Origin of the sequence: Levilactobacillus namurensis, assembly GCF_032197885.1 — a bacterium.
GTDB lineage: Bacteria > Bacillota > Bacilli > Lactobacillales > Lactobacillaceae > Levilactobacillus > Levilactobacillus namurensis_A.
Map to the genome: position 1 here is coordinate 2610326 of NZ_CP134159.1, position 24553 is coordinate 2634878.

A 24553-nucleotide genomic window follows, 5' to 3' on the forward strand; every position below is an offset into this window, starting at 1 on the left:
TTTGGTCACTTTGTCCATTGCCAATCTCCAAAACCACTACTTTAGATAATCCACTGTTGTCCACCTTTCCTCGGTCATTGAAAATCATTGACTTGTACTATTAACTATCACTTGATTACCACTAAGTCGCCTAACCCTAATCACATCGTTCAATAATGTCCTTTGAATTTATCCCTAATCGTCATTTCGTCTCTTCCCCAAAAGTAAACAATCAACTAATTAGCATGGCTAAAATATTTCCATTTATTATTTGACCACTGCAATGGCCAAATAATTTTTCCTATTTCTAAGTATTTAATGGTAGACTGAATTTACGTCATACTTCTTCATTAGGAAAGCACAACCATCTTTCCAGCGGGCCTAGATTACCTCTAGGCCTTTTTATATAGTAATAATTATTCACGTTCATTATCGGCACCATTAAAAAATTCTCTAATTTTCATTCTCTTCTTCAACACTCATACCTTCTTTCCATATTGACAACTACTTTGGAAAGAGGCAAAATCAAAGTGTTCAATCCTCTCATTAGAATTATGATTGTCAACTAAGTCATTATCCCCAATAGGCTTAGTTCCACTTAGTTGACTAACATGACAATTCATTCGAATAGATCTCCCAATCTTCTTCGAAGCTATGGATGCGGGGAATCATTCCTCAGTTGACCCCCACTTTTTCTGGTGGAGGATTGAACTTTCACTACTAAACTGAGGAGATTTTATTATGAATCAAAACGAACTAAAAGCGTTGGTCGGTAAGGAAGCCGTTAAACACGTTCAAGATGGTATGACCTTAGGAATCGGAACAGGCTCAACAGTCCGTTACATGATTGATGCTCTGGGACAAAGAGTCGCTAAAGAAGGACTTAAAATTGTTGGTGTGGCAACCTCCGATCGTTCTGCTCAGCAAGCAGAATCCCTGGGTATCCAAATTAAGCAATTGGATGACGTCGATCATCTTGATTTAACAATCGATGGTGCCGATGAAATCGACTCTAACTTCCAAGGAATCAAGGGTGGCGGTGCAGCTCATTTATGGGAAAAAATCGTAGCCATTAATTCTCGAAAAAACATGTGGATTGTCGACGAAAGTAAGATGGTTGAACACTTAGGTAAGTTCCCATTACCTTTAGAAGTTATCCCATTCGGTTCCACTCACGTTTTACAAAAGTTAGATAAAATGGGGCTTCACCCTGCCTTCCGCTTAACACCAGATGGTCATCACGTTTTAACGGATTCTAAAAATTATATTATTGACCTTCATCTTGGCCGCATTGACCATCCTCAACAACTTGCACAAACCTTAAATGGTATCGTAGGTATTGTAGAGCACGGGTTATTTTTAAACATCGTCAATACCGTTATTGTCGGTCATCAAGACGGCCCCGAGGTTCTGCACGCCCGAGACTAATCATAATTAGTTGAAAAATTTAACACAAAGTCCGCAAACATGCGTCAATTAACGCTAATTTGCGGACTTTTTAGTATTCCGTGCTTCCCATATACCGGTTATTATTGATTACTCGTTTTTTCAATAACATTCAAAATATCCTCCGGCGTTGAACATTGTGTTAACTGCGTATACAAGGTTTTATCTTGGAGTAATGTTAGTAATTGGCTTAACGCATGCACATGGGAATCTCTATCGATTGGTGCCAATCCTAAAATTATTTTTAAAGGACGCACTTCTGACTGTGCAATTAAATCAACCGGCTGTTTAAGCAATAACAATGACATTGATAGCGTATTAGCACCATCCTCTGGCGTAGCATGCGCTAACATTACGCCATCCTTAACAACCATATACGGTCCTTTATCATCTGTAATATCAATAATACTTTTTACATATCCTGGTTCAATTGACCCATCTTCTGACAGGGGGGCCAACGCTGCGGTAACTGCTCGTTGCCAATTATCAAAACGATTGACAACCTGAATATGATTTAAGGGTAATAATTCCATTAATGATGGGCGCACCGTTTCAACTGTTTCTGGCTTTTTTTCAAAATAATCAGCTAGGCTATTCGATAGCCCACTAAAATCGTCAACTCGAGCATAATCTGTAATTATATCCAAAACTGCATGCACTGTCCTGGTTTCTTTAGATAAGCCAACGAGGCCTAAACTTTGTAAAGTATGATCAAGTCGTTGAAAATCTGTCTGACTCGGTATGGCCCGAACCGCCAACATTGGAACACTTAAATGTTCTTGAATCTTAGTAGTTGTTAATACTAGTTTGGGCCGATTACGTGATAAATTATATTCACGAAACTCGTACAAACTAATTGGCTGAGAGAAACGTACTCCGGGGTAACGGGAGACTAGTTGCTGAAACAAAAGCAAACTAGTCCCTATCCCACTGGTACAAACTAAGACTACATCTGGCTGTTGCTTAGAAGACATCCACTCCGGAGAGATTCGTTTTACTTCCCCGCCAAAATAAACCACAATCAATGCCAATTCATCACTAGATACGGGTACCCCCATAAACTTTTCAAATGGTTTTAAAGCATATTTAGTGAGATTCATAAGATAACTGTATTCTACTCTCACGCTATCCAAGGTATTATTATGATACTGAATATTGTATTTAATACGGTAATATGTTGAATATAAATGCGTGGTTAACGCTTCTAGAAACGGCTTCGTCACAATATCAACACCAGAAACGGAACTAAACCTTCGAGCAATTTTTTTAGTGATTTCTAACAATTGCTTAGCAATAGTCCCTCCTGGATTGACGTGTTGAAGCTGTCCTGCTAATAAGAGTTTTCGTAAGCTACCAATTTCTGAGGAATTAACAGTAACGTACGTAGTTAACAATTTTTGGGTCCCTACTGCCACATCATCCATTGGAAATTCATTTTCTTGATGAAGATATTTTTTATGATGCTTTAAACGGTCAATTAACCAGGAAATATAGAGAATAAGGGTCTGTGCAGCATCTCCACTATAATAATTTCCAATCGACACTTGAAAATCAATAATCCGTTGTTTAATACTTTTAACTAGAGGGAGCTTACCGGTTTCCTCAAGGATAATAGGATCTCTCTGTTCTAAATATTGATAAACCCACCTTCTCTGAGATAATTCACTCCCTACGAGCTCTTTGCCGTGACTCGTATTAACAATTTCAGTATCTAATGGCAGATTCTCGCCCAGCTCTTTAAAATCTTTGATAATTGTTTTCTTTGAAACATGTAGTTTGTTGGCTAATTTATTCAGAGATAAATGGTCTTCACGCTGTATCAACAGCCAAACCAAAACGTGCCGCCGATCACCAACGCTCAGTTCGGGATACGCATCTTTCTGTATGTACTTTTGTAATTCATCAATAGTCGGTTGCGTTAAGAAATAACCTCCCCGTGGTAAATGCTGAGTACTATCTAATCCCATCTCTTGCAGCGTCACATTTAATTGCTTAAGCCAGTAAAAAACGCTTCGCCGAGAAATGCCCAATGTTGCTTGTAGATCAGACACTGTTTTATACTTTTTTCCGTCCAACAACGTAGTGGCTATTAAATTAACTTTCCCCTTTTCGCTAATATTCAACACTCTAATTACCTCACCAACTATAGTAGTATCATTACCCACCAAGTTTTTAATACTAAGAATTTATCTAAGAAACGACCAAACGCATGATTAACCATCCAGATGGCAATCATGCGATTTAATCGTTCTTTGTTACTTCTAGTGGAAAATTTCTCTAAATCCAGAAAACTAAATGTTTACTTTTTGCTCAACTAATTGTTTTACTTCAGCATTCGTCTTGCAATTTTCCAAGATTTCAGGCAAAAGTTTCTTCAAGTCAGCCACATTCAAGTGCTTCATTTGACTACGAACTCGTAAAATTGAAGTAGCACTCATCGAATACTCATCCAATCCCATAGCCATTAATAACGGAACAGCAACTTTATCACCTGCCATTTCACCACACATTGCAGCAGTTTTTCCTTCTTTGTGTGCGGCAGAAATAACGCGATTTATCATCCGCAATAATGCTGGGTTGTACGGTTGATATAAGTATGAAACTCGATCGTTTCCACGATCAGCAGCAAAGGTATATTGAATCAGGTCATTGGTCCCAATGCTAAAGAAATCGACTTCCTTAGCAAATTGGTCGGCAAAAGCTGCGGTTGCTGGAATTTCAACCATAATACCTAATTTAATATCATCTGCTACTGCAGTACCCTGATCAATCAATTTTTGCTTTTCTTCGGTAAAAATTTGCTTAGCCGATTGAAATTCATCAAGGGTTGCAATCATTGGAAACATAATTCGCAATTGCCCATAGTGTGATGCTCGAAGTAGAGCCCGCAACTGTGTTCTGAAGATCTCTTGGCGATCCAAGGAGATTCGAATAGCCCGATACCCTAAGAAGGGATTCATTTCTTCCGGTAGTGGTAAGTAAGGCAAATGTTTGTCTCCACCGATATCCATCGTTCGAATAACCACCGGCTTCCCCTTCATGGCCTCTAGAACCCGCTTGTAGGCTTCAAACTGAGCGTCCTCCGTAGGCAATTCATCACTATTCATGTACAAGAATTCCGTCCGGAACAGTCCAACGGCTTCAGCACCAGCTGACGTTGCCGCTGTCACATCATTCGGCGTTCCAATGTTGGCAGCTACTTCAAAGTGCTGACCATCCGCCGAAACGCTCGGTTGATTCCTAAGCTTTCGCCACTCAGCACGTTCTTGCTCAAAATGCTGTGCTTCAGCGGCATACTGTTGCTGCTCTTGGTCATCAGGGGCAACAACCGCAAAACCGTCTAATCCATTAAGAATAACTTCATCATCATTTTTCACAACTTGAGTTGCCTTCTCAGAACCTACAACCGCTGGGATTTCCAATGTCCGGGACATAATCGCTGAATGGCTCGTTCGACCACCCAAATCTACTAAAAAGCCCTTAACGTATTTTCGATTCATTTGCGCTGTATCAGAAGGGGTCAAATCATGTGCAACTACAATGACCGGCTCATGAATTAAAGCAGGGTTAGGTAACGGTTTGTTTAACAAATGACTAAGTACTCGCTTAGAAACATCTTTAACGTCCGTCGCCCGTTCTTGCATGTAAGGATTATCTTCCATTGCTTGCAATGTCTTCGCAAAATTATCCGTGACTTCAAACAAGGCTTCTTCTGCATTAATCTTTTTCTGCTTAATGGTATCAGTAATTTGTGAAACCATCTCCGGATCAGCCAGAATTGCCAGATGAGCATCAAAGATTTCAGCTTCCTTTTTGCCTAAACTCTTTTCTGCACTGTCTCGAATGGCCTGTACATCATTCGAGGATGCCTGTAATGCCCGCTTAACTCGGGTAATTTCATGCTCAGTATCATCAACTGTCTTCTTTTCAAAAGTTAAATCCGGTTGCACTAAACGATAAGCCTTAGCAATGCCAATGCCATCGCTAGCCGCAATTCCCGTAATTCTCTCTGACATACTATTTACTCACCTCAAACCGACTTATTCATTTCTCTTCCAGAGTTCCTCATACTTAGCAACCACATTATCTACAGTGAAGCCAAAGTGTTTGATGACTTCTGGACCTTTACCACTTGCTCCAAACGTATCAATTCCCATATTTACGCCATTAAGGCCGGTATATTTTGCCCAACCAAATGTGCTGTCCATTTCCAAAGAGATACGCTTATCCACTTGTGGTGGTAAAACAGAATCTTTGTATTCTTGACTTTGGGCATCAAATAACTCGAAGCTAGGCATCGACACAACCGATAAATCATATTGTTTTTCACGTAAAGCCTTTTGCGCATCAATAGCCAATTGGACCTCAGATCCGCTAGCAATCAAGATACCATCTGGTGCTTGACTCTTAGCCGGCGAAACAACATAACCACCACGCAAAACATTTTCCGGCTTCGTCTGATCAAGAAGTGGTAACCCTTGACGGGATAAAACAAGGACCGTTGGCTTGTCAGTCGTCTCGGCAATCGTTTGCCATGCTCCCAACGTTTCGTGAGCATCCGCCGGCCGAATAACATTCAAATTTGGAATTGACCGCACCCCTGCTAACTGCTCAATCGGCTCATGGGTTGGCCCATCCTCACCTACAGCAACAGTGTCATGGGTGAAGATATAAGTAACTGGGAGCTTTTGCAATGCAGATAACCGAATAGCTCCCTTCATGTAGTCGGAAAACGTGAAGAATGTACTTCCAAATACACGAGAACCACCATGTAACGTAATCCCATTTAATGCGGCAGCTTCACCAAATTCACGAACACCGAACCATAAATTATCGTTTTCAGGTGTCTCCGGAGAGAAACGACCTGCGCCTTTTAATTGGGTCTTATTACTGGATGATAAATCAGCTGCACCGCCCCAGAAATTAGGGTTGTACTTAGAAATTTCTTGTAACAGTGCCGAACTCGTTACCCGCGTTGCAACAGCTTCACCAATCTTCTGATCAGGTAACTTAACCTGACTCATATCCAGCTTAGGACCAATTTCTTGCGTAAAGTGTTCAGCCAGTTCAGGTTCATGACGCTGATACTCGTTATACATTTCCTGCCAAGCGTGTTGAGCATCTTCACCACGTCTCTCAATTCCTTGCTTAAATTGTGCATAGGCATCTTGTTGAACTGCAAACGGTGTTTGCGTCCAATTAAAGAATTCCTTAGTCTTCTTTAAATTATCTGCCCCCAACGCTGCTCCATGAACAGCATTAGTCCCGGCTTGTGGTGACCCATACCCAATTTGGGTTTTAATTTCAATAATCGTAGGTTGACTGGAATGTTTTGCCCGATTAATAGCCGCATTAATATCGTCCAAATCTTCACCATCTTCAACCCGAAGATAATTCCAACCAGCACCTTGAAAGCGTAATTTTTCGCTCTCGATTGAACCATTGCTCAACGGGCCATCCAACGTTATGTCATTGGAATCGTACAAAACAATGAGCTTGTTTAGCTTTTCCTTAGCAGCAATGTTAATGGCTTCTTGACTGATACCTTCCATCAAGTCACCATCACCAACAAGAGAGTAAGTCCAGTGATCAATTAATGAATACTTAGAAGTATTGTACTTTGCAGCTAAATGCTTTTCCGCTAAAGCCATTCCTACGGCCATTCCAATCCCTTGGCCTAGGGGGCCCGTTGTCGCATCAACACCCGGAGTATGCCCAAATTCAGGATGCCCTGGCGTCAACGATCCTAACTGACGGAACTGTTTCAAATCGTCCAAGCTTACAGCATAGCCACTCATGTGCAGTAAGCTATACAATAATGCTGACCCATGTCCAGCAGACAAGACAAAGCGATCACGGTTAATCCAGTTGGGACGACTTGGGTTCGTGTTCATATGGTAGTTCCACAGAACATAGGCCATTGGCGCTGCATCGAGACACAATCCCGGATGGCCAGACTTAGCTTTTTCAATTGCATCAATGCTCAACATACGCAACGTATTTACTGCTAATTCATCTTTATCATCAAAGGTAACTTGTCCATCAGTTGTTTCATAATTGATCATTAATAATTCCTCCTGATGTAAATTTAACTATATCTAAACTTAGTCCTTCGTAGCTTCAACCTCATGATTCTTCTTTAAGAAGAATGACCAAATGATAACGATAACAACAAAGGCAATAATTCCGCTAATTACAGCAACCTGTCCAAATGAACCTAACTTACCAAGTAAGATACCAGGTACCAGGTAGTCGGTATCGGCAAACGTTGAAGCAGCGAGCTTCAAGTTCCCCAAGACTGGCAGAATAAAGAGTGGTAACCAGCTAATCAGCAAACTGTTGACTGCTGATCCAATCACAGCACCCCGACGACCACCAGTAGCGTTCCCATAGATTCCGGCGGCACCACCACAGAAGAAGTGACCTACAACCCCTGGAATAATAACGGTCGTCTTCAAACCAATCATAACGAACATGCTTAAAGTCCCGACGATGAAACTAACGAAGAAACCAATCAACAGAGCATTCTTGCCATAAGGGAAAATGATTGGAACATCCAACGCTGGTTTAGCATTTGGAACCAGTTTCGTAGCGATTCCTTGAAAGGCTGGCACAATTTCACCTAAGATCATTCGAACACCTGCCAAGACAACATAGAAGCCGGCAGCAATGGTCCCAGCCTGAGTAATCGCGTAAACTAAGAAGTTAGTTCCATCACTCAATTTTGTTTCAATAAAATGTGGCCCCGTAATAATCGCTAATGCTAAGTAAACAATGGACATAACTAACGTGATGGAAACCGTTGAATCTCGTAGAAAACTCAAGCCCTTAGGGAACTTAACATCTTCAGTAGAATGCTTAACATTCCCAAACCACTTGCCCATCAAACCAGCCGTGGCGTAGCCAATGTTACCGGTATGCCCCATGGCAACGGCATCGCCACCCGTAATCTTACGCATGAATGGCTGGCAAAGGGCTGGTGTAATCGTTAACAAAGTTCCTTCAAACAAACCGCCCAATAAGATAGTCATGAAGTTAGCCTTCATACCAGTGGAAATTAAAATGACGGCAGTTAAGCAAGAAACGTACAACATCGCTTGACCCGTTAAGAAAATGTACTTAAAGTTCGTAAAGCGGGCTAATAAGACGTTAACAATCATCCCTACGAACATGATTAAAGCAGTCGTGGTCCCATATTGCTGCAAAGCAATCGCCACAACGGCTTCGTTGGAGGGAACAACCCCTTGAACGTGCAAAGCAAACTTGAACATTGAAGCAAATGGCGCCAAGGCGCCCTGTAAAATTCCAGAACCACCAATTAAAACTAAGAATCCAACAAAGGTTTTAACCGTACCTTCCAGCGTCTTAGTACCTGGCTTCTTTTGTAATGCCAGGCCTAGACAAGCAATTAACCCAACTAGTAGCGCTGGTGTACTAACAACTGATACGATAAAATTAATAACAGCTTGCATGATTTTTCCTCCACAATTTATAAGTACTAACTAATCGTGCTTGATACTTTCTTTATCAAGTAAGGCGTTAAGCTTTTCCCGGAGTTCTTTTTTGTCAATAATGCTATCTAAAACATAAACTCGTTCTTGCGGTAAATCCGAAGCCTGATCAGCCAAATCACTGCCTAAGAAGAAGTAGTCCGCTGCACTAGAGTTCAAACCACCCGTATCAAAGTGGGTAACTTCGATATCATCAGTGTTAACGTTTTCATCTTTGAGAACAGCGTCAATATTCATTTGAATCATAAATGATGAACCTAAACCAGATTGACAAACCGCTGCAATTTTCATTATTCTTGCACTCCTTTAAATTCATTGACTAAATCATCAACAGATTCTGCATTTTCCAACCGCTTCAAGCGCTGATCATCTTGTAAGATGGTTGCCAATTCCTGAAGTGCTTTTAAATGCTTCGTATTGTCACTTGCGGCTAAAACAAAAAACAATGTAATTGGATGATCATCACTTACTAAATTAATAGCGGGTGTAACCTTCATAAGCGCCATTCCCATTTCATTTACACCCTTTTCAGGACGTGAATGAGCTAATGCAATATGGGGGCCAATATTAATAAAGGGACCATTTTTCTCAACAACATCAATCATTGAATCAACATAGGACTCTTCAACCTTACCAGCCTCCAACAATGGGGATGCAGCTTGTCGAATCGCTTCCTTCCAATTAAAATTTGTATTATTCTGAATCTGAATTGTATCTTTTGTTAATAGGCTTGCTAACATAACTACGACCTCCCAATCGACAGTTATTATTCTAGAGGCACCAGAAAACGGTTACAAGACGACCTAGTGCACCCTTGTCACGTGCAAAAACTTCACTAGCTCATTAATTCACTAAGCATCCCGCTATTCCTCCAAAAAAACGCTTAAATTAAAATATAAAAGGCACCCTCAATAATCTGAAGATACCCATTTCTAAATTTTATTTGTAAGGGTAATTTCTAACCTTAGACGTCTTACCGCTAAACTTATAATAGGTGGCATGCCCAGTTACCTTAGACCCGGACTCATCAAAGTAATCAACTTTTAACGTTTTTTTGGTCTTGTGCATGTATGCTAAATAAGCTGGGGATTCACCGCCCATCGGCACGTAACGCCCCGCCAGGACAAAATCATGCTTACTAAGATTGCTGTGCGCTAGCCGGTACACCAACGCATGATCCGTTTGGGCATCATAATCTTCACTGATTTGACTTCCCGTGATATGTAAGGTTCGAAAATTCCAATAATATTTGTGGTGCCCAAAATACGTTTTGTGCATCTTGGTGCGGTAGTAGCCGCGAATGGCTCTGGGCGTTCCGTCGTAAACTTTAGCCGCGTTCGCTGATACGGAGGAAACACTCACGACAGCTACCGGGATCAACAGTCCTAAAAGAAACTTCTTCATGGTCTAAACAGCTCCTGTCTTTAATAATTCGCTAGTTTTAGCTACACCTATTTTACGTCCAGACTAATGGCAGTTGCGACGGGCATCTTCAGGTGTTAATGACCGCTTTTATTATTAATAACAAATTTAATTATTGATTATTCGGTATCACCTCCTAATTTTTCCTCCCCTTTCCCGCTGTTTCCACGTTCCACCAAAATTTTATATAAATATTTTTATATAAAGTCCTACCATATAGCCACCCCAAATCTCGTCCAGTCCATCACCCCCCAACCTAATTTCCCCTGTTGACAGCCCGTCGGTTCCGCACTAAAGTAAGGCCATATTCAACAACCGATTAACGCAACGCAATATCAGGAAGAGTAATCGCTCCCGCTAACCACTAGAGACCACCGGTAGCTGAAAAGGTGGGTTACAACCCTGCGACGAAGATGAGCCTGATTGCTGGCCCGCAGTGCAAGCTGTTGGCTCGATTCGTGACCCGTTACCGTCACCGACTTTTCCGACGTACGCGGAGAAGTTGCGGAGCTGGTGGGTGTGAACCCATCACAAAACGAGGTGGCACCACGGGAGATCGTCCTCATGCAAATTGCATGAGGACGATTTTTTTATACCAAATGGGAGATGGGTCTATGCAACACAAGGGAATCTACGTCGCATTATCCGCCATCAGCTTACTGGCCTTGGCGGGCTGTGGCTCCAAAGCCGCGGGAAACACCGGCAACTCGAAATACGCCGCTAACCAGGTTCTAAACTGGTCGGAGAGTCAGGAACTCGCCACTTCTGACCTCTCCAAAGTTACGGATACCGTCAGTTTCACCATGCTTCAAAACACACAAGAGGGGCTCTACCGCCTAGATAAGACTGGTAAGCCCGCCAACGCCATTGCCACCAGCACCAAGGTCACCAACGGCGGGAAGGATTACGTCTTTAACCTGCGGCACAACGCCAAGTGGTCCAACGGCGACCCGGTCACGGCTCACGACTTCGTCTACTCGTGGCAACGGTCGCTAGATCCTAAGACCGCGTGCCAGGACGCCTACTACATGTACGCCGTCCGCAACGCCAAGGCCATCAACCAGGGGAAGCTGGCTCCCAGCACCCTGGGCATCAAGGCTGACGGCAACTACCGGTTGGAAGTCCATCTGACCAAACCCGTGTCGTACTTCAGTAAGCTCCTCGCCTGGCCATTGTTCTACCCCCTGAACCAAAAGGCTGTTCAACAATACGGCAAACGGTTCGGGACCACTTCGGCCACCACCGTTTCCGACGGGCCTTACAAGCTGACCAAGTGGAACGGGACCAGTAAGACCTGGACGCTGGCTAAGAATCCGAAATACTGGAACCACGCCAACGTGCACCTGACCGCCATCAATTACCAGGTCAACCAGAGCACCACGACCAGCTTTAACCTGTTCACCGCCAAAAAGCTCGACGAGACCAGCCTCAACGGCCAACAAGTCAAGAACAGCTTGAACAACCCGAACTTCGTCAAGCGCCTCCCCACGGGGACGCAACGCCTAGACTTCAACCAAAATAAGGTCAAAGCCTTCAAGAGTTTAGCCGTCCGGCAAGCCATTTCCACGGCCATCGACCGCAAGCAACTGGTCAACGACGTGCTTCAAGACGGATCCGTAGCTTCTAACGGCTTCGTGCCCCACGGCATTGGCAAGAACCCCAAGACCGGGGAAGCCTTCGACCAAGAAGCCGAAGTACCGTCAGCCGCCACGTATGACCTGAAGCGTGCCAAACAGTTGCTGGCCAAGGGCTACAAGGAGACCGGGACCAAGTCGATCGACGCCACCCTTTCCGTTTCCGATACGGACGGGGCTAAGAAGGTCGCCGAGTTCGTCCAGAGTTCCTTGCAAAAGCTGCCTGGCGTGAAGATTAGCATCAAGAGTGTGCCCTACGTTCAACTGATGACCCAGCAGGCCAACGGCAATTACCAGCTGACCTTCAGCGGGTGGCAATCGGTCTTTGCCGACCCGATCGAGTTCCTAAACGTCTTCGCCAAGGGTTCGAGCTTTAACACCACCGGCTGGAAGAACGCCCAATTCTACGACCTTCTCAATCAGGCCGAGAACCAGGATGGCAACCAACCCACCAAGCGCTGGGCCAAGCTAGTCGCCGCTGAAAAGGTCTTGATGAAGACCCAAGCCACGGTCCCACTGTATCAACAGGCCCAATCGCAACTATTACGGACCAACGTCAAGGGCATCATCTATAACCCCGCCGGTGTGCCTTATGACTTCACTGACGCTTACATCGGGAATAACTAAGCGTCCCGTTTCAAGTCTCTCAGACACCCAAAACCGCCAATGAGCCCATCGACTCACTGACGGTTTTGCCCGTTCTAACCTAATTTTTTTAAGCTCACCAACAGCCCCATTTCTTCTATGTATGCCCGGTAAAAGTGCCGTTCTTCGGTAAAACAATTTTCAATTTTTCCGTTGACAAATTGCGCTGAAGTGATTATTCTTAGAATCACATTAGAAATTTAACAGATTTGCAAAGCAATGCCAGGAAGAGTAATCGCATCCGCTAAGTGCCAGAGACCACCGGTAGCTGAGAAGGTGGCTTACAACGATGAGATGAAGATGAGCCTGGTTCGCTGATGATCAGTGCAAGCTAATTGTCCGACTTGTGGCCCGTTACCGCCACCGACTTTTCCGACGTACGCGGAGAAGTTACGGAGGTGATCGGTGTGAGCCGGTCATAAATCAAGGTGGTACCACGAGTAATCGTCCTTATGTCTAAGACATAGGGGCGATTTTTTTGACCCCGATTCTCTAAAGGAGCTGACTGACATGTCCTATCGTAAAACCACCACTTACTTAATCGTTTCCGCCCTGAGCCTCCTGGCCCTCGCCGGTTGCGGCACCCAGACCACCAGCAAAGCTACCGGCAATTCCAAGTACGCCGCTAAACAAGAATTGAACTGGACCGAATCCTCGGAACTTGCCACGGCCGACCTTTCTAAGGCCACCGACACCCTGAGTTTCACGGTCCTCCAAAACACCCAAGAAGGCCTCTACCGACTCGACAAATCAGGGACCCCCAAAAACGCCCTGGCTACCAGCACCAAGGTCACCAACGGCGGTAAGACCTACACCTTCAACCTGCGCAAGAACGCCAAGTGGACCAACGGCCAACCCGTGACCGCCAAAGACTTTGTCTACTCGTGGCAACGCACGGTCAACCCCAAGACCGCTTCACAAGACGCGTTCTACCTGTTCCAGGTCAAGAACGCCGAGGCCGTCAACGCCGGCAAGAAACCGCTGAGCGCGCTGGGCATCAAAGCTACCGGCAAGTACCAACTGACCGTCAACCTGACCAAGCCGGTCTCCTACTTCAAGAAGCTACTGGCCTGGCCACTCTTCTACCCGTTGAACCAAAAGGCCGTTGACCACTACGGCAAACTTTACGGGACCCGCTCCGACAAGACCGTCTATAACGGTCCCTTCAAGTTGACCAAGTGGAACGGGACCAGCAAGTCCTGGACCCTGGCCAAGAACGCCCACTACTGGGACCGTTCCGCCGTGCACCTGACCAAGATCAACGAAGTGGTCACCACCAGCACCACTACCAGCTACAACCTCTTCAACGCCAAGAAGACCGACGAAACCCTGTTGAGTGGTCAGCAGGTCAAGAACAATTTGAACAACGAAAACTTCGTCAAGCGTCTCCCCACGGGGACCCAACGCCTGGACTTAAACGAAAAGACGGTCAAGGCCTTCAAGAACGTCAAGGTGCGCCAAGCCTTCTCCGCGGCCATCGACCGGAACCAGCTGGTCAAGAACGTCCTGCAAGATGGCTCCGTAGCTTCCACGGGCTTCGTGCCCGCCGGCATGGGCAACAACCCCAAGACTGGAGAAGATTTCAGTAAGGAAGCGGCCGTGAAGTCCGCCACCAGCTACGACCTCAAGCGCGCCAAGAAGCTCCTGGCACAGGGCTACCAAGCGACCGGCACCAAGGCCATCAACGCCACCTTATCCGTGGCCGACACTGACGCCGCCAAGCAAGCCGCCGAATTTGTCCAAAGCGCCTTAAACAAATTGCCGGGGGTCAAGATTACGATCAAGACGGTGCCTTACGTTCAGCTGATCACCCAGCAGCACAACGGTAACTACGACCTGACCTTTAGCGGCTGGCAATCCGTCTTCGCTGACCCGATCAACTTCTTGGACGTCTACGAAGCCGACTCCAGCTACAACACCGCCAGCTGGAAGAACGCCCAATTCGACAAGCTGCTGGACGAATCGGAAAACCAGTACGGGAACCAACCTGCTAAGCGCTGGGCCAAGTTAGTCGCCGCCGAAAAGGTCCTGTTGAAGGACCAGGGGACGATTCCGCTGTACCAATCCGCCAAGTCACAGCTCTTACGGACCAACGTCAAGAACATCATCTACAATCCCGCAGGTGTGCCTTACGACTTTAAGACCACTTATATTGCGAAGTAATCCGCCTTTTAGGCCGAAAAAAGCGCTGTAAAATCACCCGATTTTACAGCGCTTTTGTGTGTTTTAGTCAAACAGGTAAACCTTGCTTTCGTACGGTCGTAAAGTGGTGCCCTGGTCATCGGCATAGTTGCCAATTAAGCGCTGGGTCGCCTGAGCTTGGCCGTAATCCCGCTCTACGGACTGGTCCGTGAAGTTGGTCATGACCAACAAGGTCTGCCCCTGGTAATGCCGCCGGAACGTAAAGACGGCCTCATCATCTGGGTCCACTTCTTGGTAAGTCCCGTAGCGAATAATCGGCGTCTGGTGCCGGAGCTTGATCAGCTTCTGATAGTAGTAGAAGACCGAGTCAGGATCCGCCAACGCCGCTTGGGCGTTAATGGTGGGGTAGGTCGGGTTCAACGCGAACCACGGCGTACCATCCGTAAAGCCCGCATTGGCCGTCACATCCCATGGCATCGGCGTCCGGGCGTTATCCCGTGACATGTGCGCCAAGTACTTCAGCATGGTCGGTCCGTCAACCAACTTCTTTTGCTCAACGAGTTCGTGATAGAAATTGATGGACTCCAGGTCTTCATACTGACTCAGTTGTGTATAGTGTGCGTTGGGCATCCCCAGCTCTTCACCTTCGTAGACGTAGGGCGTACCTTGGAGCATGTGTAAGGTGGTGCCCAAAGCCTTCGCCGACCGAACCCGGTATTCGGGGCGGTCATCGCCGAAACGAGAAAGGGCGCGGGGTTGGTCGTGATTATTCCAGTAGAGGCTGTTCCAGCCCTTCCCGTCTAGGGCCTTTTGCCATCGCCCTAAAGCTTGCTTGAGTTCCGTTAACTTCACTGGTTGGTCGTTCCACTTGGCCAAGCGCTTATCCGGATTAGGACTCAACGTCACGTGTTGGAACTGGAAGACCATGTTCAATTCATGGCTGTTCAGTCCCGTATACTTCACGGCGTCTTCGGGGGTCGAACTCGGCATTTCTCCAACCGTCATCACGTCGTAGTGGGACAACACTTCCCGGTTCATTTCGTGCAGGTAGTCGTTGAGCTTCGGCCCGTCTGCGACCATCTTCTCAACGGTCGCGTAGTTGGCGGGGGCTGGTGCATCCGGCAACCCGGCTGGTTTCGAGATCAGGTTGATGACGTCCATCCGGAAGCCATTGACCCCCTTGTCCAACCAGAAACGCATGATGTCCCACACGGCATTGCGGACATCGGGATTCTCCCAGTTCAGGTCGGGTTGACCGGGAGCGAAGAGGTGTAGGTAATACTGTCCTCGTTCCGGGACGTAGGTCCAAGACGAACCGCCAAAGGCCGCTCCCCAATTATTGGGTTCGTGGCCGTCGACCGGATCGCGCCAGATGTAGTAGTCGGCGTACGGGTTGTCCCGTGATGACTTACTTTCCTGGAACCAAGCGTTTTGATCGGACGTGTGGTTAACCACCAGGTCCATCAATAGCTTCATCCCGTGTTGGTGCGTTTCCGCCAGTAAGTGGTCGAAGTCGGCCATGGTGCCATACTGGGGATTAATCGCCTTATAATCGGCGATATCGTACCCATTATCCTTGCACGGTGACTGGTAGATGGGGTTGAGCCACAACACGTCGACGCCTAACTTTTGCAAGTAGTCGAGGCGCTGGGTAATGCCGTTGAGGTCCCCGATTCCATCATGATTGCTGTCCTGAAAACTTTGTGGGTAAATCTGATAGACGACTGAATCTTGAAACCACTTTGAATTTGCCAATTAAAAAACCTCCCGTAACCAACTGCGACGCTTACGTTTTAAGCCGTCGGTTGATCATCAAATTTCGAATGAATCAAATGAACACTTAACGCAGCTAAAATCAGAGACCCCCCGCCAACTAGGAACATCGCGGGCATCGAATGGCCGACCCACGGGAAGATCCAGAAGCTGGCAATGGAAGCACAGATCTGTGGCAAGCAGATACTGCAGTTGAACAGGCCCAGATACGACCCTTCGTTCTCACCATTCAGAGCTTCCGTCAGTAAGGTAAACGGCTGCGTGTTCATGGTCAGGTAAGTAATCCCAATCAAGATAAACGGAATAATCAACAACCACTTATTGTGAATAAAGAAGATGCCGAAGAAGCCCGCAGCGCCGGCTAACAAGCCGACCTGATACCAAAACTTCCGGTGACTCGGCTTAGTGTGGGCTTGAACCAATAGGCCCCAGACTACCGCCGCGATGGATTGGATGCAGGTCAGCACCCCGAACCAATTCCCAGCAGCTTGGTAGCCCGCTGAGGCGGAGTTACTGGTGTTCCAGACGTTCAGCGAAATCGCTCCCGTCGCGTAGGTCCAGGAGTAGAGGATGGCGAACCAGGTAAAGAATTGGACCACGGAAATTTCCCAGAAGACTTTTGGTGCAGTCTTGAGGAGTTGCCACAGACTGGGTTGCTTAGCCTTCTTGGTGGTGTCTAGGTTATGGTAATCCGCATATGTCGTGGGATCATATTCATGCACCTTGATAATCGTGATGATGGACGTCGCCAGTAAGGCGATGGCGGCCAGATAAAAGGCAATCTTAACCGTCAACGGCACTTCCCCTTTGGGTGCCACGTTGGCGATCCCAAAGGCCGCCAGGATAAAGGGTACCATGGTGGCAACGACACCGCCTAAGTTCGAAAACGATTGTTGCCAAGACCAGGCCAAGTCCTTTTGGTCTTCGTTGACCATGTCCCCAATCACCATTTTGAAGGGTTGCATGCAGACGTTAGACGTCAGGTCCATAAACAGTGTGGCGATTGCGGCAAACCACAGCGCCGCGGCGGACCCGTAACCAAAGCCAAACGACCCAGCGTTGGGAAGCAAGACCAAGACGATGGCGGCGGCCGGTGCACCGATCAACAGGTACGGCATCCGGCGGCCAAACCGATTCCAGGTCTTATCGGAGTACTTTCCGATCAAGGGTTGAATGACCATCCCGGCCAACGGTGGCAGGATAAAGAAGAACCCCAGCTTGTTCGGGTCGGTCCCAATCGTTTGAAAGATACGACCTAGTTGTGATTGTTGTAGGGAAAAGGCCATATTGACCCCGAAAAACCCAAAAGTCATGGCAAAAATCGTACTTAACTTCAATGATGGCAGATGATGAGTGACTTTCGGTTTGACGGGCGTCGCAACGGGGTGCGCTTGAGAAGCGTTCGAAATACTGCTAACTTTCATGTTGTTGCCTCCCGGTTTCAAAATAATATCGGTTATTGTAAGCGCTTACTACAGTACTTATGCTAGCACCGAACACAAACGTTTGCAATAGCGTTAAATCAAAAACTCAAACGTTTGTGTAAATGATTGACCCTCTACGCTACGGAGAGTCCTGGGCGCCGTAAGGGTTGCCGGGGGCGCCCGCCATTAAAAAATTTTTAGCGGGCCCATCAAAAAGTGGTCCCCCACTAACGGGAGACCACCAGTCTCAACAAATGCTATGTTCGTGTCACAAAATCGACCACGCTATCCCGCGCCACCACCTGAATTGGGGTAAAGCGCTGTGGTTGCGGTGTCTCGGTCGCCAGCATCCGCTTAACGCCCGCCACACCCATGTCGTAGAAGCTCTGGGTCAGACTGGTCAGCTGCGGTTGGACGATGTCACACAAGTCCGTTCCGTCGATACTCATCACGGACAGGTCAACGGGCACCATCAGGCCCAGCATCCGGGCTTGATTCATCACACCGATTCCCGCCAGATCACTGCCGGCCAAGACCGCCGTGACGTCCGGGTGAGCCCCGTACGCCTGCATCGCCGCTTGACCAGCCGGGTAACTGTAATCTCCCGGGTGAATCCACGCCGGTCGCGGGGTGATTCCCGCTTCAGCCAGCGCCTGACGGTACCCGGCTTCCCGGAGCTGTCCGGTGATGGAGACCTGGGTATCGACAGCCGCCAGTCCGATTCGGCGGTGGCCCCGCTCCAGCAGGTACTTGGTGGCCTGATACCCCACTTGCCAATCGTCGGACGTGATGAATGGCATCTTGGGGCCCTCGAACGAGATGGATAGGAAGCAGTACGGGATCTCCGTGGATTGTAAAAGCGCTAAGTTTTCCGGCGCTAGGTCTACGGAGAGCAGGAGAATCCCCCGCACCGACCGTTCAATCACGGTCTCCAATGCCCGGCGTTGCCGTTCTGCATCGCCATCACCGGCGTACAGAATGATCACGTTGAGGTCCGCGGGAAACGCCGTGGCCTGGATGCCCTCGATAATCTGCGTCGCAAAGTTGGTCTTGGTGGTGTTGACGATGACCGCCAAGTCATGGCTTCTTTGCGTGACCAGTTCGGTCGCCGCCGTGTTCTTCCGGTAGCCCAGTTCCTTGGCCGTCTGTCGGACCTTTTGTGCCGTCTGGGCGCCGAAGAAACCCGCCTTGTTGGCCAACACCCGGGAAACCGTCGCGGGCGAGACCCCCGCTTGTTTAGCGATGTCTTTGATGGTTACGCCCATCATGGTCACCTCCCTGATTATTTAATGGTTACCTTCTATTCTACCGGTTTTTGGTCAAAAGTGTTACCGCTTTCGCTAACCTCGCTCTAAATTAACACAAACGTTTGTCTTTTTGCCTTCACGCTATTGCGAGGACTTGGGGAAACTGCTAAAATCGGTTTTGTAAGCGATTACTAAACTGAAATTTACATTAATCTCCGTAACTCATTTTATAAGGAGGAAATTTATCATGACCAAGAAATGGTGGCAAAACGCTGTGGTGTACCAAGTTTATCCCCGCAGCTATCAGGATTCTAACGGCGACGGGGTCGGTGATCTCGCCGGTTTGACCCAGCGGCTCCCCTATATCAAACGGCTGGGGGCCGACGTCATCTGGTTAAACCCCATCTATCAATCACCGGATAAGGATAACGGCTATGACATCAGTGACTACCAAGCGATTCAACCCGTCTACGGCTCGATGGCTGACTTCGATCAGATGTTGGCAACGGCCCATCAGACCGGCCTGAAGATCTTAATGGACCTAGTGGTCAACCACACTTCTGACCAACATAAGTGGTTCCAGGAGAGTCGCCAGTCCAAGGATAACCCGTATGCCGACTACTACATCTGGCGCGACCCGGTCGACGGCCATGCGCCGAACAACTGGGGGTCCTACTTTAGCGGCGGCGTCTGGACCTACGAACCTAAGCGGGGCCAGTACTACCTCCACCTCTTCGCCCCCGGCCAACCGGATTTGAACTGGGAGAACCCCCAAGTCCGCCAGGAAGTCTGGAACCTGATGCGTTTTTGGTTAGATAAAGGCGTCGACGGTTTCCGGATGGACGTCATCAACCTGATTTCCAAACCCGCCGGCCTCCCAGACGCCCCGGTCGCTCCCGGAGCCCAGTACGGGAACTCGGAACCACTAGTGTCCGATGGCCCTAAGCTCAACGACTATCTCCAAGAAATGAACCGAGAAGTGTTGTCTCACTACGACGTGATGACGGTCGGGGAAATGCCGGGGTCTACACCCGAAGACGCCATTCAATACACTGGTCTGGATGCCAATGAACTGAACATGGTCTTCCAATTCGAACACGTGGGGCTCTCCGCAAACCCTGATGAACGGTTGGGCAAGTGGAACGACCAGCCCGTTCAATTGACCGACCTCAAGCGCTCCTTATCCCGGTGGCAAACGGCCTTAGACGGTAAGGGCTGGAACAGCCTCTATTGGAACAACCACGACCAGCCGCGCGCCGTTTCCCGCTTTGCGACCGATGATCCGCAATACCGGGTTCGGGCCGCCAAGATGTTGGGGACGACCCTGCACATGTTACAGGGGACGCCGTACGTCTACGAAGGCGAGGAACTGGGGGAGACCAACGTCCACTACACTAAGCTCAGTGATTACGAAGATCTGGAAAGCCTGAACGCCTACCACCAAAACGTTGAAGTGGATCACTTGGTCGACAGTCAGACCATGCTGAAGTATCTGGCCCACATCTCTCGGGATAACGCCCGGACGCCGATGCAATGGGACGCGACCGCCAACGCTGGGTTTACGACCGGTAACCCGTGGTTTGCGCTGAATCCAAACTACCCGCAAATCAACGCCAAATCCCAGGTCGATGATGATCAATCCGTCTTTAATTACTACCGCCAGTTGATTGCATTGCGGCACCACAGCGACCTAATCGTCTACGGCAGTTACCAAGCACTGGACCCAGAAGACAACCAAGTCTTTGCTTACAAGCGGCACTACCAGGGCCAGACGTTATTGGTCATCAGTAACTTCACGGCGGAATCCGTGACCCGTGATTACGGCCAAGCTCAGGCTAGTCAACGATTGATTGGCAACTACGCTGACGACGCCGGGACCACGTTACGGCCATACGAAACGAAGGTTTACCAATTTAACGCCTAAGTCTTAGGTCTCAAAGAAGCCCGCTCTCCTCGTGAGGGCTGGCTTTTTTAGATTATTCTGGTGATTGACCTGGCGGTGGGGCGCGTTGGGGCCGCTGTTAACGAAGGTCCCCCGCCGTTAGGCTCGGGACCAGTACTGCGAATTTTGGGTATAAAAAAAGAACCCAATCACTGGGTTCTTCACGTCGCGTGGCAACGTCCTATCCTTGCAGGGGGCGATCCCCCAACTACTTTTGGCGTGCTGAAGCTTAACTTCTGTGTTCGGCATGGGAACAGGTGTATCCTTCAGGCTATCGCCACCACACTATTGAGAGCTTGTTCTCTCAAAACTAGCTACTACCAATTATCTTCTTGAGAACACCATTACTTGGTTAAGTCCTCGACCGATTAGTACTGGTCCGCTCCACACCTCACGGTGCTGCTACTTCCAGCCTATCTACCTGATCATCTCTCAGGGGTCTTACTTCCATATAGGAATGGGAAATCTCATCTCGAGGCGAGTTTCACACTTAGATGCTTTCAGCGTTTATCTCATCCATACATAGCTACCCAGCGATGCGCCTGGCGGCACAACTGGTACACCAGCGGTATGTCCATCCCGGTCCTCTCGTACTAAGGACAGCTCCTCTCAAATTTCCTACGCCCGCGACGGATAGGGACCGAACTGTCTCACGACGTTCTGAACCCAGCTCGCGTACCGCTTTAATGGGCGAACAGCCCAACCCTTGGGACCGACTACAGCCCCAGGATGCGATGAGCCGACATCGAGGTGCCAAACCTCCCCGTCGATGTGGACTCTTGGGGGAGATAAGCCTGTTATCCCCAGGGTAGCTTTTATCCGTTGAGCGATGGCCCTTCCATACGGTACCACCGGATCACTAAGCCCGACTTTCGTCCCTGCTCGACCTGTCTGTCTCGCAGTCAAGCTCTCTTCTGCCTTTACACTCGACGAATGATTTCCAACCATTCTGAGAGAACCTTTGGGCGCCTCCGTTACTTTTTAGGAGGCGACCGCCCCAGTCAAACTGCCCACCTGACACTGTCTCCCACCACGATAAGTGGTGCGGGTTAGAGTGTTCACACAGCGAGGGTCGTATCCCACCAGCGCCTCCATCGAAACTAGCGTTCCGATATCTACGGCTCCGACCTATCCTGTACAAGCTGTGTCAACACCCAATATCAAGCTACAGTAAAGCTCCATGGGGTCTTTCCGTCCTGTCGCGGGTAACCTGCATCTTCACAGGTACTATAATTTCACCGAGTCTCTTGTTGAGACAGTGCCCAGATCGTTACGCCTTTCGTGCGGGTCGGAACTTACCCGACAAGGAATTTCGCTACCTTAGGACCGTTATAGTTACGGCCGCCGTTTACTGGGGCTTCATTTCTGGGCTTCGCCGAAGCTAACTCATCCACTTAACCTTCCAGCACCGGGCAGGCGTCAGCCCCTATACGTCATCTTACGATTTTGCAGAAACCTGTGTTTTTGATAAACAGTCGCCTGGGCCTTTTCACTGCGGCTACACTTGCGTGTAGCACCCCTTCTCCCGAAGTTACGGGGTCATTTTGCCGAGTTCCTTAACAAGAGTTCACTCGCTCACCTTAGGATACTCTCCTCGACTACCTGTGTCGGTTTGCGGTACGGGTAATTAATGTCTAACTAGAAGCTTTTCTCGGCAGTGTGACGTGGAGCACTTCCCTACTAAAATTCGGTCCCCGTCACGTCTTGTCCTTAGTGATAAGCATTTGACTCATCACCAGACTTAACGCTTGGACGCACATTTCCAATCGTGCGCATGCTTTAGCCTCCTGCGTCCCTCCATCGTTCAAACAACATTAACTAGTACAGGAATATCAACCTGTTATCCATCGCCTACGCCTCTCGGCCTCGGCTTAGGTCCCGACTAACCCTGGGAGGACGAGCCTTCCCCAGGAAACCTTAGTCATTCGGTGGATCAGATTCTCACTGATCTTTCGCTACTCATACCGGCATTCTCACTTCTAAGCGCTCCACTAGTCCTTGCGGTCTAACTTCGTCGCCCTTAGAACGCTCTCCTATCACGCAACATAGTTGCGTCCACAATTTCGGTAATGTGCTTAGCCCCGGTATATTTTCGGCGCAGAGTCACTCGGCTAGTGAGCTATTACGCACTCTTTAAATGGTGGCTGCTTCTGAGCCAACATCCTAGCTGTCTATGCAATTCCACATCCTTTTCCACTTAGCACATATTTAGGGACCTTAATTGGTGGTCTGGGCTGTTCCCCTTTCGACGGTGGATCTTATCACTCATCGTCTGACTCCCGGATATAAATCTGTGGCATTCGGAGTTTATCTGAATTCAGTAACCCATGACGGGCCCCTAGTCCAAACAGTGGCTCTACCTCCACGATTCTTGACTCCGAGGCTAACCCTAAAGCTATTTCGGAGAGAACCAGCTATCTCCAAGTTCGTTTGGAATTTCACCGCTATCCACACCTCATCCCAGCATTTTTCAACATACACGGGTTCGGCCCTCCAGTGCGTTTTACCGCACCTTCAGCCTGGACATGGATAGGTCACCTGGTTTCGGGTCTACGTCAATTTACTGAAACGCCCGTTTCAGACTCGCTTTCGCTGCGGCTCCGGTCTTTACACCTTAACCTTGCAAATTAACGTAACTCGCCGGTTCATTCTACAAAAGGCACGCTATCACCCATTAACGGGCTCTAACTAATTGTAGGCACATGGTTTCAGGAACTATTTCACTCCCCTTCCGGGGTGCTTTTCACCTTTCCCTCACGGTACTGGTTCACTATCGGTCACTAGGGAGTATTTAGCCTTGGGAGATGGTCCTCCCGGATTCCGACCAGGTTTCACGTGTCTGGCCGTACTCAGGATCCTGAACTGAGGGTCAACGATTTCATCTACGGGGGTATCACCCTCTCTGCCGTGCCTTCCCAGACACTTCGATTATCATTGACTTTGGTAACTCAAATGTTCAGTCCTACAACCCCAATGTGCAAGCACATTGGTTTGGGCTGTTCCCCGTTCGCTCGCCGCTACTTAGGGAATCGAATTTTCTTTCTCTTCCTGTGGGTACTTAGATGTTTCAGTTCCCCACGTCTGCCACAACTTGAGTATGTATTCGTCAAGTTGTAATCATCGGTAAAGATGATTGGGTTTCCCCATTCGGAAATCTCCGGATCAAAGCTTACGTACAGCTCCCCGAAGCATATCGGTGTTAGTCCCGTCCTTCATCGGCTCCTAGTACCAAGGCATTCACCATGCGCCCTTCATAACTTAACCTATTTATCACGACGTGATAAACGATTAATCGAGTATTAGCGATTTAAACTAATTAAAAAACTCAAAATAAACGCGGTGTTCTCGGTTTAATTATCTTAATAATTAAAGGAAAATAATTGATAGT

The 24553-nt window shown here is 48.0% G+C and carries 14 protein-coding genes and 2 rRNA genes; 4 read left to right on the forward strand and 12 right to left on the reverse strand.

What is annotated here, in order from left to right; all coding sequences use genetic code 11:
- Positions 1-720: 720 nt before the first annotated feature.
- On the forward strand, positions 721-1407 hold the full coding sequence (rpiA, locus tag RIN67_RS12380; protein ID WP_265000108.1) for a ribose-5-phosphate isomerase RpiA: 687 nt from the start codon (positions 721-723) through the stop codon (positions 1405-1407).
- A gap of 101 nt (positions 1408-1508) precedes the next feature.
- Here rpiA and RIN67_RS12385 read toward each other — a convergent pair whose 3' ends face one another.
- From RIN67_RS12385 to RIN67_RS12415, 7 genes are all read right to left on the reverse strand, one after another.
- Positions 1509-3551, reverse strand: a complete 2043-nt coding sequence (locus RIN67_RS12385) for a BglG family transcription antiterminator (protein WP_265000107.1) — start codon at positions 3549-3551, stop codon at positions 1509-1511.
- A 165-nt stretch (positions 3552-3716) separates the two neighbouring features.
- Positions 3717-5441: a phosphoenolpyruvate--protein phosphotransferase gene (ptsP, locus tag RIN67_RS12390; protein WP_313826123.1), complete on the reverse strand. Its 1725-nt coding sequence runs from the start codon at positions 5439-5441 to the stop codon at positions 3717-3719.
- 24 nt (positions 5442-5465) lie between these two features.
- Positions 5466-7490: a transketolase gene (gene tkt, locus RIN67_RS12395; RefSeq protein WP_265000105.1), complete on the reverse strand. Its 2025-nt coding sequence runs from the start codon at positions 7488-7490 to the stop codon at positions 5466-5468.
- Between the two features lie 39 nt (positions 7491-7529).
- A complete protein-coding gene (locus tag RIN67_RS12400; protein ID WP_313826122.1) occupies positions 7530-8897 on the reverse strand; it encodes a PTS ascorbate transporter subunit IIC in 1368 nt (455 codons plus the stop codon).
- A 30-nt stretch (positions 8898-8927) separates the two neighbouring features.
- Entirely contained in the window at positions 8928-9227 is a 300-nt protein-coding gene (locus tag RIN67_RS12405) for a PTS sugar transporter subunit IIB (RefSeq protein ID WP_265000103.1), read from the reverse strand.
- Complete coding sequence (locus RIN67_RS12410) at positions 9227-9676, reverse strand: PTS sugar transporter subunit IIA (protein WP_265000102.1); 450 nt, start codon at positions 9674-9676, stop codon at positions 9227-9229. The genes RIN67_RS12405 and RIN67_RS12410 overlap by 1 nt, the downstream gene beginning before the upstream one ends.
- 199 nt (positions 9677-9875) lie before the next feature.
- Positions 9876-10340, reverse strand: coding sequence for a hypothetical protein (locus tag RIN67_RS12415; RefSeq protein ID WP_265000101.1), 465 nt, complete (start codon positions 10338-10340; stop codon positions 9876-9878).
- A gap of 632 nt (positions 10341-10972) precedes the next feature.
- Between RIN67_RS12415 and RIN67_RS12420 the strand changes: the two genes are divergently transcribed.
- Together RIN67_RS12420 and RIN67_RS12425 are read left to right on the forward strand one after the other, a co-directional pair.
- Positions 10973-12619 (forward strand): peptide ABC transporter substrate-binding protein, encoded by a 1647-nt coding sequence (locus tag RIN67_RS12420; protein ID WP_265000100.1) that lies wholly within the window; start codon positions 10973-10975, stop codon positions 12617-12619.
- 528 nt (positions 12620-13147) lie between these two features.
- On the forward strand, positions 13148-14800 hold the full coding sequence (locus RIN67_RS12425; protein ID WP_265000099.1) for a peptide ABC transporter substrate-binding protein: 1653 nt from the start codon (positions 13148-13150) through the stop codon (positions 14798-14800).
- A 63-nt stretch (positions 14801-14863) separates the two neighbouring features.
- On the opposite strand, the gene RIN67_RS12430 is transcribed toward RIN67_RS12425, so the two are convergent.
- From RIN67_RS12430 to RIN67_RS12440, 3 genes are all read right to left on the reverse strand, one after another.
- Entirely contained in the window at positions 14864-16534 is a 1671-nt protein-coding gene (locus tag RIN67_RS12430) for a glycoside hydrolase family 13 protein (RefSeq protein WP_265000098.1), read from the reverse strand.
- A gap of 38 nt (positions 16535-16572) precedes the next feature.
- Complete coding sequence (locus tag RIN67_RS12435; RefSeq protein WP_390894529.1) at positions 16573-17976, reverse strand: SLC45 family MFS transporter; 1404 nt, start codon at positions 17974-17976, stop codon at positions 16573-16575.
- Between the two features lie 257 nt (positions 17977-18233).
- Positions 18234-19241: a LacI family DNA-binding transcriptional regulator gene (locus RIN67_RS12440; protein WP_024747300.1), complete on the reverse strand. Its 1008-nt coding sequence runs from the start codon at positions 19239-19241 to the stop codon at positions 18234-18236.
- A gap of 229 nt (positions 19242-19470) precedes the next feature.
- On the opposite strand from RIN67_RS12440, the gene RIN67_RS12445 reads away from it, so the two are divergent.
- Complete coding sequence (locus tag RIN67_RS12445) at positions 19471-21147, forward strand: glycoside hydrolase family 13 protein (RefSeq protein ID WP_265000097.1); 1677 nt, start codon at positions 19471-19473, stop codon at positions 21145-21147.
- Positions 21148-21333: 186 nt separating this feature from the next.
- Here RIN67_RS12445 and rrf read toward each other — a convergent pair.
- Positions 21334-21450 (reverse strand): 5S ribosomal RNA (gene rrf / locus RIN67_RS12450).
- Positions 21451-21513: 63 nt separating this feature from the next.
- Positions 21514-24429: ribosomal RNA gene (locus tag RIN67_RS12455) — 23S ribosomal RNA — on the reverse strand.
- Between the last annotated feature and the right edge of the window lie 124 nt (positions 24430-24553).

Bases quoted from the DNA above. Each gene is read 5' to 3' on its own strand.
- rpiA (WP_265000108.1), top strand. From the start codon at position 721: ATGAATCAAAACGAACTAAAAGCGTTGGTCGGTAAGGAAGCCGTTAAA.
- ptsP (WP_313826123.1), bottom strand. From the start codon at position 5,441: ATGTCAGAGAGAATTACGGGAATTGCGGCTAGCGATGGCATTGGCATT.
- tkt (WP_265000105.1), bottom strand. From the start codon at position 7,490: ATGATCAATTATGAAACAACTGATGGACAAGTTACCTTTGATGATAAA.
- RIN67_RS12400 (WP_313826122.1), bottom strand. From the start codon at position 8,897: ATGCAAGCTGTTATTAATTTTATCGTATCAGTTGTTAGTACACCAGCG.
- RIN67_RS12405 (WP_265000103.1), bottom strand. From the start codon at position 9,227: ATGAAAATTGCAGCGGTTTGTCAATCTGGTTTAGGTTCATCATTTATG.
- RIN67_RS12410 (WP_265000102.1), bottom strand. From the start codon at position 9,676: ATGTTAGCAAGCCTATTAACAAAAGATACAATTCAGATTCAGAATAAT.
- RIN67_RS12415 (WP_265000101.1), bottom strand. From the start codon at position 10,340: ATGAAGAAGTTTCTTTTAGGACTGTTGATCCCGGTAGCTGTCGTGAGT.
- RIN67_RS12420 (WP_265000100.1), top strand. From the start codon at position 10,973: ATGCAACACAAGGGAATCTACGTCGCATTATCCGCCATCAGCTTACTG.
- RIN67_RS12425 (WP_265000099.1), top strand. From the start codon at position 13,148: ATGTCCTATCGTAAAACCACCACTTACTTAATCGTTTCCGCCCTGAGC.
- RIN67_RS12435 (WP_390894529.1), bottom strand. From the start codon at position 17,976: ATGAAAGTTAGCAGTATTTCGAACGCTTCTCAAGCGCACCCCGTTGCG.
- RIN67_RS12440 (WP_024747300.1), bottom strand. From the start codon at position 19,241: ATGGGCGTAACCATCAAAGACATCGCTAAACAAGCGGGGGTCTCGCCC.
- RIN67_RS12445 (WP_265000097.1), top strand. From the start codon at position 19,471: ATGACCAAGAAATGGTGGCAAAACGCTGTGGTGTACCAAGTTTATCCC.